This window comes from Achromobacter sp. (assembly GCF_057314935.1).
The window spans coordinates 1-7,188 of sequence record NZ_DBHKZA010000148.1 but is presented as its reverse complement, the minus strand read 5'-3'; the positions used below and the strand labels follow the sequence as shown (position 1 = coordinate 7,188).

At 67.3% G+C, this 7,188-nt stretch carries 6 protein-coding genes; 2 read left to right on the top strand and 4 right to left on the bottom strand.

The window, feature by feature from the left end; genetic code table 11:
* Nucleotides 1–117 precede the first annotated feature (117 nt).
* Entirely contained in the window at nucleotides 118–570 is a 453-nt protein-coding gene (locus ACO6D5_RS29040) for a hypothetical protein (RefSeq protein ID WP_035213748.1), read from the bottom strand.
* Nucleotides 571–682: 112 nt separating this feature from the next.
* On the opposite strand from ACO6D5_RS29040, the gene ACO6D5_RS29035 reads away from it, so the two are divergent.
* Complete coding sequence (locus tag ACO6D5_RS29035) at nucleotides 683–1,201, top strand: GNAT family N-acetyltransferase (protein WP_485827310.1); 519 nt, start codon at nucleotides 683–685, stop codon at nucleotides 1,199–1,201.
* A gap of 9 nt (nucleotides 1,202–1,210) precedes the next feature.
* Here the strand turns inward: ACO6D5_RS29035 and ACO6D5_RS29030 are convergent, their stop codons facing one another.
* Nucleotides 1,211–2,449: a GGDEF domain-containing protein gene (locus tag ACO6D5_RS29030; protein ID WP_088590719.1), complete on the bottom strand. Its 1,239-nt coding sequence runs from the start codon at nucleotides 2,447–2,449 to the stop codon at nucleotides 1,211–1,213.
* Nucleotides 2,450–2,621: 172 nt separating this feature from the next.
* Between ACO6D5_RS29030 and ACO6D5_RS29025 the strand changes: the two genes are divergently transcribed.
* On the top strand, nucleotides 2,622–3,473 hold the full coding sequence (locus tag ACO6D5_RS29025) for a GNAT family N-acetyltransferase (protein WP_485827309.1): 852 nt from the start codon (nucleotides 2,622–2,624) through the stop codon (nucleotides 3,471–3,473).
* Between the two features lie 4 nt (nucleotides 3,474–3,477).
* Here the strand turns inward: ACO6D5_RS29025 and dcd are convergent, their stop codons facing one another.
* Nucleotides 3,478–4,041 carry a dCTP deaminase gene (dcd, locus tag ACO6D5_RS29020; protein ID WP_006226186.1) on the bottom strand — a complete coding sequence of 188 codons (564 nt, stop codon included), beginning with the start codon at nucleotides 4,039–4,041 and terminating at the stop codon, nucleotides 3,478–3,480.
* Nucleotides 4,042–4,149: 108 nt separating this feature from the next.
* Nucleotides 4,150–7,188, bottom strand: a 3,039-nt coding sequence (locus ACO6D5_RS29015) for a translocation/assembly module TamB domain-containing protein (protein ID WP_485827308.1), incomplete at its 5' end; no start/stop codon positions are given.

The following is a 7,188-nucleotide window of genomic DNA, read 5'->3' as shown; positions in this document are numbered from 1 at the left end:
GGCGGAATTGTAGGGCTGTTTTTCTTACAGTCCTAAGGGAAATCCCCAGAAGGCCTGCACGGCCGTTGTCATCGCGCCAAAAGCGGGCGCTTTCAGTGCGGCGACAACGGCACCGGGCTAGCGGATCGTGTGGGCTTCGCCCTTCTGCAAGGCGGCTGTGAAGAGCTCGAAGTAGGCGGGAATCGCCTCGGCGGCGCCGTAGCGGATGCGCCGTTCGACCTTGGCAATGGCGCCAAAACAGACTTCGGAGCCAGGGTCACCGCAGACCAGCACGACGGGGTCTTCGTCGTCGCAGACCTCGTAGAGGCCGCCGTGGGCCCGGCGCCCGATCTCGTAGAGGTAGGCGGCGGCGCCGACGGTCTGCATGGGGGTAAGAGGCAAGATCCCGACGTGGGCGGCCTCCAGCGCGTCATCGAGCGCATGGACGCTGGACAGGGAGTAGTCCAACACTGCGCCAGTGGAACTGGCGGCTTGTACAAAGTCTTGCGCAGCATCCGCCACACGGGCGACGAACTCTTCCTGCACTTCGTCGCGCTTGGCGTCCTGGTTTATCTTGAGGAAACCGAACATCATTGGCTCCTTTGTGAAAACCGCAAGCGGCAATGAACCCATTATAGGCAAGCGGCCCGCCTATACTGCCCAAACGCCCCCAACCGTTCCGTATTCCCAACACTTCGCAGCCATGCCCTCACCGCTTGTCAGACGTCTGACCGCCCCGGATGCCCCGTCCCTGCGTCAATTGCGACTGGACGCCCTGGTGGAAACCCCGGAATCTTTTGGATCAAGTTACGAAGAGGAACACACGCTGACACTGGAAGACATCCGGGGGTGGATCACGCCGCTGGATGACGGCGCGATGTTTGGCGTGTTCGCGGACGACGCCCTTGCCGGCATGGTGGGCGTGGGCCGCCAGCGCAAATTGAAGATGCGCCACAAGGCGCATATCTGGAGCATGTACGTCGCCCCCGCGCAGCGCGGGCGCGGCCTGGGACGGCTGCTGATGCATGCGGCGATCGCGCACGCCCAGACCATGCGCGGCATCCGGCAGGTGCAGTTGAGCGTGACCGCCAACAACACGGCCGCGTCGACGCTTTACGCCAGCCTGGGCTTCGCTGAATACGGCAGGGAACGCGAGGCGCTGTGCGTGAACGGCGAGCTCTACGACGAAACCCTGATGGCGCTGGCGCTGACCGGCAAGTAGGCCGGCGGCTCAGGCGCTTGCCCTGCGCCGGACGCCGTACGCGCACACCTGGTTGCGACCGCCGTCCTTGGCCTTGTACAGCGCCTGATCCGCCGCCTTGATCACCGCGTCCGGCGCCCGCAAGGCGTCGCTGCGCTCGGCCACGCCGATGCTGACCGTCACCCGCAACGGACGCGAACCGCGTCCGCCTCGACCGCCCCGTCTGCGCTGGCCGACCTGGTCCGCCTTGGGACGGGCAGGCTTGTCCCGCAGGCGCATCTGATAGGCCTCGATGGCCCGCCGGACGGTTTCCAGGTGGGGCATGCTTTCCGCCGCCGTCTTGCCCGGGAACACCAACGTGAACTCTTCGCCGCCGTACCGGTAGGCCTGGCCGCCGCCAGGCACGCGCCGCAGTTGCGACGCCACCATGCGCAGCACCTGGTCACCCACGTCGTGCCCGTGCGTATCGTTGAATATCTTGAAGTGGTCCACGTCGGCCATCGCAAGCGTGTAGACGCGACCCATGCGCTGCAGGCGTTCGTTCAACGCCCGGCGGCCCGGCAAACCGGTCAGCTCGTCGCGAAACGCCATATGGAAGCCTTCGTGCGCCAACGAAATCGAAAGCGCCGTGAGCGCTGCCGCCGACATGAGGGCCAGTTCGATAGGATGCTGCGCGCCGCGCGGCAAGGCCCACGCCATACAGACAAAGCCCAGCCATTGCCCCGCCTGCTGTGGACGCCCGTAGCGCAGCAACAGCAGGGTCAGCGTCAGGCCCGTCAAGAGCAGCCCCACCAGCGCCTCGACCGGCACGCCCAGGCGCGCCAGCTTGCCCTGCACCGCCAACGTCCCGAAGACATCGGCCAGGCCATCCTTGCCGACCAGCGCGATCGCCGCCACGCCCACAGCCATCAACCCGATGCGCGCCACCATGTCCAGCAGCATGCTTGACCGCTCCGACCACAGCGCATTGATCGTATAGGCCATCGACCACCAGGCCAGCACCGGCCCCAGCGCCCACGGCGCTTCGCGGGCCAGCGTCGGCCAGACGGCGGTGGCGGCCAGTACACACAGCATCAACGCCATGGTTTGCGAGCGCTGGTACATCAGGCAGATCGCCGCGCCGATCAGCGCCATCACCCACGGCACGAAGGGCACGATCAGCGTCAGCGCCGGCGGCCACTCGCGCCACAACATCAGGCCGACCGCGGCGGCCACTGGCAGCGCAGGATAGAACAACAGGGGCAGCCAGGGGATATGGGGGTAACGCACGGGTCGGGGCCTTGCTCAGCTTGCAGAGATGACGTCGCCAAATCGGCAAACACATATATCCTTTTTACGGCCGCGCCAGCGGTTTTCTTTAGCGCGCGGCGCGCACGCTGCCGGCCGCACGCCGCGTCGGACCCGTGATATGGTTTCCAGGCCCATCCAAAGGAAAAGCCCTATGCACATCCTGGTCAATATCGATGTCCCCGATCTTGAACACGCCATCGACTTCTATCGGCGTGCCTTCGGATTGAGCCTGCATCGACGACTGGGACCGAAAGCGGCGGAAATGCTGGGCGCTAATGCACCCATCTATCTGTTGGAGAAGGCGGCTGGAAGCCCCGCGGCCAGCGCGGCGCGCCAGACTCGCGACTACGCGCGGCACTGGACGCCCGTGCATCTGGACGTGGTGGTCGAAGACGTGGACCGCGCCGTCGATCAGGCCGTTGCGGCCGGCGCCCGCCTGGAAGATCCGGCTGCCTCGCACGCCTGGGGCCGCATCGCGCACCTGAGCGACCCTTACGGCCACGGCATTTGCATCCTGCAATTCCTGGGCCGCGGCTATGACGAACTGTCAGACGATAACGTCCAGTACCGGCCGGTGTCGGCAGCGGATTTCGACGCGCTGGCCACCCTGCGTATCGACGCCATGCGCGACAGCCTTGAGCGCTTGGGCCGCTTCGACCCGGAACGGGCGCGCAGCCGGCTGCGCAATACCTTCCAGCCGGAACACACGTGGGCGATCCAGCACAACGGGCAATGGGTGGGGTTCTACGCCCTGCGTCCGGAAGGCGCGGGCTTGCGGCTGGACCACCTGTATGTGGTGCCCGCCGCGCAGGGGCAAGGCCTGGGCAGCCAGGTGATACGGAAGATCCTGCAGGAGGCCGACAGCCGCGGGCTGCCGGTCGCCGTGGGCGCGTTGCGCGGCAGCGATTCCAACCGCTTCTATCGCCGTCATGGATTTGTCCAGACGGCGGAAAGCGAATGGGATATCGACTACCTGCGCCCCGTGCCCGGGCAGGACGACTGACGGATCAGGTACGCGGCAGCGTGACGCCGCGCTGGCCCTGATACTTGCCGCCGCGGTCGGCGTACGAGGTCTCGCACACTTCGTCGCTTTCCAGGAACAGCATCTGCGCGCAGCCTTCGCCAGCGTAGATCTTGGCGGGCAGCGGCGTGGTGTTCGAGAATTCCAGCGTGACGTGGCCTTCCCATTCGGGTTCCAGCGGCGTCACGTTGACGATGATGCCGCAGCGCGCATAGGTGCTCTTGCCCAGGCAGATCGTCAGGACGCTGCGCGGGATGCGGAAGTACTCGACCGTGCGGGCCAGGGCGAACGAGTTGGGCGGGATGATGCAGACGTCGCCCTTGAAGTCCACGAAAGAGCCTTCGTCGAAGTTCTTCGGATCGACGATGGTGGAATTGATGTTGGTGAAGATCTTGAATTCGTCGGCGCACCGCACGTCGTAGCCGTAGCTGCTGGTGCCGTAACTGACGATGCGCCCGCCATTGGCCGTGCGGACCTGACCCGCTTCAAAGGGTTCGATCATGCCGGCTTCGGCCTGGCGGCGGATCCAGCGGTCGCTTTTGATGCTCATGGTGGGATGGGTGCTAAGGGTAAGGAATGGGCCTCATTTTATCCCGAGCGCGCCCGAGCTGCCTGCGGGCGGGGCGGGACGCCTTGATCCCGCCCCGCCAGCCGCCGTTCAGTTGCCCCAGAAGGTCCGATAGACCAGCGCGATGCCGTTGACCGAACCGCCCTTCAAGTCCACGGACAGGCCGCGCGCCAGGCGGTAACTGGCCCGGCCGACCGTGTCGCTGCCCGCCAGCGCCTGCTCGACGCTGAGCGTGATGCCGTTGGCGAACGACTTGCTGGCCACCAGGAACTGGGTCGCCAGCTGGCTGTCGCTGTCCCGGTTGACGTCGCCGGCCACTGTGCGGTCCGGCAGGATGCTGCCGGAACTGCCGATGTTGCCGGTGCGCACGCTGACGTCGTCCAGGCCGAATTGCTTGTAGAACGGCTGCCCGCCCCCCAGCAGCGCCGTACCGACCGACACCAGCAAGGCCGCGTCGCTGCCGCTTTCATCCGGGCCCCGGCCCAGCAGCAGCCAGGAGAGCTTCTCCACGTCGCTGACGTCGGGATAGGACACGAGGTCGATCCGGGGACGTTGCGCCGTGCCGACGACCTTAACACCCGCCTCGACCTGTTCGCCGGTGCGTAGCGCCTCGATGTCCAGCAAGGGATTGTCCAGCCGGCCCTGGAAGGTCAGCGTGCCGCGGCTTAGCCGCAGCTTCTGGCCGTAGGCCTCGATGCCGCCGCCCCGCGTGCGCAACTGCCCCACGCCGGACAGCCGGCCATCGTTCAGCAGGATCTGGATGGAACCGAGCAAGCCCGCGTCCAGGCCCATCCCGGTAATGTAGAAGCGCGGCCCCATGTCGAACTTCAGGTTCATGCTGGTCTGCAACGGCGTCGATACCGCGGTCGGGTCCTGCCCGGCCCGGATCACTTTCACATCGTCGTCCAGGGAAGGCACGCCTTGCAGGATCTCCAGGCTGAACCAGCCTGCATCCGCCTTCAGGTCGCCCACGATCTCGATCCGGGGCATGGCCGCCTTCAGGTCAATGACGCCGGACACCATGGCGTAGCGATCCGAGCGCTGCAGCGCCGGGAACCGGTACAGGGTCAGCTTGATGTCGCCGCCGCCGTCCATGATGTTCCACTGGCCGCGCGCCTCGGCATAACCGCCCTTGGCCTCGGGGTTGGTCGTGATCCATTCCTTGGTGCGCCATTCCGCCGGCATGACTCGCAGCGATGCCGGGAAACGCAGGCTGTCCAGCACCAACCGGTCGCCGTCCAGGCGTGCCGACAAGGTGCCGTCGATCAGGCGCACCCCGTCGTCGATGCGCACCACGCGCAGCTTCTCGCCACGGATCGTGCCGGTGGCGGACCACTTGCCGGCCAGGGTGCCCTGGGCTTCCAGGTTGGCCTTGACCGCGCCGCCGACTTCCATCGAATCGCCGACGAACAGGCCGATCCAGGCCAGATCGGCAATATCGGCGTCCAGCTTGGCGCGCAGGGGCTGGCGCTCGTCCAGCGCCATGCCGCCCTTGGCGTCGACGACCAGCACGGCCGAACCGGTGCCGTTGACGGTGCCCATCTTGGCGGTCGCGAGGTTGATCTTGGCATCCAGGCGGCTGGCGTTCGCGGACGTGGGGGTAGCGGTCACGTCCAGCACCAGCGCCTTCACGCCCAGCGGAATGGGCGGGTCGCCCGGAATCAGCAGGTCGCCATCGCGGCGCGCGATGCGAGCCTTGCCACCCAGCCGTCCGTCGAATTTCAGGTCCCACAACAGGTCCAGGGCAATGCGGCGCTGGCCTTCGGGGATCATCGCATTCACGCGGCTAGGCCCTTTGCCCAGCTTGGAAGCCGCCTCGGGGTCGACGGCGCCGATCACCTGGCGGGCCATGGCGGCCGTGATGACCAGATTGTCGGCCTGACCAGCGGTTTCCCAGCGCTTGCCGCCGCCGCGCGAGCCCTGATGCGCCAGGGTCAGGCGTTCCTTGCCGGGCAGCGTCAGGCTCAAGGCGGTCTGTCCGACCTGCCATTGCCACTGCGGCGCCACGGCGGACGGCAGATAGGCCAACGTGACCGGCCGGTCCGCCGTCACGGTAAAGCCGGCCGTGTCGGCCGTCAGCTTGGAAAACGCGCCGCGCCATCCCAGCAATGCGCCATCGGGCTGGCCCGCGGCGCCCTTGCCCCAGGCGCCGGTGAACACGATATTGGCCTTGGCGGGCGCTTGCCCCAGCACGCCAGGACGCGGTTTGGCGGGCGTGTAGCCGGCCGTGACCTCGCCGCGATGCGCCGCCACGGTCCCCGCGAACTTGCCCTTCAATTCCGCGCCGCCGGGAATGCCAGGCCAGAACGCGTCCAGCTGGGGCGCCTGGGCGTCAAGCGTCAGCGAGCCGTCCTTGGCGTCCAGTTCGCCCTTGGCCTGAACCCGGTTGCGTCCCAGCTTCAGGTCCACGTCCAGGCCGTGGACGCGCAGCCCGGCCAGCGGATCCAGTGACGGGTCGGCGGACGTTGCCGCGGCACCCGTCGTCACGGCCTCCGGCGCGGCGATGTCCACCTGCGCCTTCAGCGCCCCCGTCAGGGGCTGCTTGTTCCAGCGCGTGCCGTCTTCGAAGCGCAGATCGACGCCCGCATGCCGCAGCTGGCTCAGGTTCTCGATATCGGCCTGCACGTCGCCGCGCACGGTCAGCACGGCGGGCGGGATGGCCTCGCCCAGCCACGGCGCCAGATCCAGGCGCTGGGCGCTGACGGTGCCCACGATACGGTCCCGGCCCGCGCCTTGCGTGGTGTCGGATTGCAAATCGAATTGCGCGGAAAGCGTTGATTTATCGGGCAATTGCGCATTCGCGCGGGCGCTGCGCAACACCAGCGCCGTGCGCGGCGCCAGATCGGCGACCACGTCCAGCAACAGCCCGGAACCCGCGCCGTCCAGCTTGGCCTGGATGCCGTCCATCGACCCCGCGGCATCCGCGCGCAACACCACCTGGCAGGCGGGCGCCGGCGGGCCGGCCAGTTCAGCGGGCTTGGCGTCGGCCGCGGCTTTAGGCGCCGGCTTGGCCTTGGGGTCGACTTTGGACTTGGGGTCGGCTTTGGACTTGGGGTCGGCTTTAGGCTTGGGGTCGGCCTTGGCCTTGGGATCGGACTTGGCTTCGGCATCGGCCTTGGCCGGACGCGT

What these genes read in the sequence shown, in the direction of transcription:
- ACO6D5_RS29040 (WP_035213748.1), bottom strand. Translation starts at nt 570, where the DNA reads ATGTTCGGTTTCCTCAAGATAAACCAGGACGCCAAGCGCGACGAAGTG.
- ACO6D5_RS29035 (WP_485827310.1), top strand. Translation starts at nt 683, where the DNA reads ATGCCCTCACCGCTTGTCAGACGTCTGACCGCCCCGGATGCCCCGTCC.
- ACO6D5_RS29025 (WP_485827309.1), top strand. Translation starts at nt 2,622, where the DNA reads ATGCACATCCTGGTCAATATCGATGTCCCCGATCTTGAACACGCCATC.
- dcd (WP_006226186.1), bottom strand. Translation starts at nt 4,041, where the DNA reads ATGAGCATCAAAAGCGACCGCTGGATCCGCCGCCAGGCCGAAGCCGGC.